The 1510-nt window shown below is 45.7% G+C and carries 1 protein-coding gene; it reads left to right on the forward strand.

Translation table 11 applies throughout. From position 1 onward, the window contains the following. Positions 1-34 precede the first annotated feature (34 nt). Positions 35-1510, forward strand: a 1476-nt coding sequence (locus ACTRWI_RS22405) for a hypothetical protein (protein ID WP_499133897.1), incomplete at its 3' end; no start/stop codon positions are given.

Consider the following 1510-nt stretch of genomic DNA (forward strand, 5'->3'; position numbering starts at 1 on the left):
GTTTAATGCTTGGCTAAAAGAGGAAAAATTAGTCGTGGTGACCGACATTAGCGCCATGGTAACTGTCATTAACCACGCCAAAAACATTCCTTTGGCAAGCGCTCCCGCAGAAACCGATTACACCCAAGCTGGGATCACTGGCGTTGATGCAAGCAATGTCGGTGCTGTGCGCAGTGCAGTACAAGCTCAAGGGGCCGATACGTCTGCCGAAGTACAAGCAATCGTCGATAGTGAAAATGGTTGGAATGACATTATTAGTTATGCTAATAAAGCAACAGGGAGCCAAGCGCCAACCGATTCCACCTACAACACCATTGGCTTAACCGGACTCACTAACGCTCAAGTCTCTCAGCTCAACCAATGGCTACAAGAGCAAACGCTAAATAGCGCTGACAAAATCACCAGTGCGTATCAGATCATCACTGCGTCAATCAACAAAACCATCGATGATTACAACAACATCGGCATCACGCCAAACCTAGCAAATGTTGACCAATCAATCATTGATGAAGTATTAGCGATTAATGTTGACCCTGCCGATTCTATTTCCGACCTACAAGTTAAAGTTAATGCACTCGATGTGGATAACGATGGGGTGAGTTTTGGACAAGAGCAAGGTGAGGATGCAAACCCTTGGTCGGATTACGATAACGACAGTCTTAGTGATAAGTTTGAATCGTATTTCACTTCACTCGACCCGGAAGTAAACAACACCGCTACCTTTACTGAAGACACTGATGGTAACGATACGGCCGATTTCTGGGATGATCATCTATCTATCTCAGCCGATGGTCTTGCTGCTTGGGTGAATCAGTCCCTCTCCGCCGCCACGCTTAATTCAGGTCCCGTTTTCCTTAAAACCGACTTTTTAGCCGCTCAGAGCAACAGTTCCGGCACCAGTAACCCCAGAATTAATCTCCAAGCGATTAGCGGTGATGCCAGTTATGACGCGATTATCTATGTCAAAGAGGACCTATCGCGCAGTAACATCGAATGGCTGGGTAATTGGTCTGCCAATAAAACCGTTCTGAAATTCGAGCAAGATTCATCTGCTGTTGACGAAATTGGGTTGTCAGCCCGAAATCTAGGTGCGCAAAACTTCTCATTTGGCGCTAATACGCCTTACGGCCGTTTTGTTCATCTGCATTATCTCTATCTCGCTGACCCCGATGGTAAACCATCCACGGATGATCAGACATTCAAGCTCTATATCGATAACGTGTTGGCTGGCGAGGTGAGCCAGAAATTCGCAGGCCCAATTAATTATGCTGATACCAAATTGGGATTAATAGAATATAATCAAAGCCAGCCGTTTGGTTCAACAGATGGCCTCTATGCATTTTCAGCTTACAACGCCGCATTAAATGATACAGAGCGCAAAGCGTTGTTTGATGCCTCGCAAGCACAAATTCTCGACTCCGATGGGGATGGCGTTTGGGACACCTTTGACTTAAATAAATTCGCACCGGTTGCGAAAGATAACATTTTAACCACCAACGAAGATGTAAAT

It is taken from the genome of Pseudoalteromonas sp. G5_S1_14_S5 (assembly GCF_054968605.1).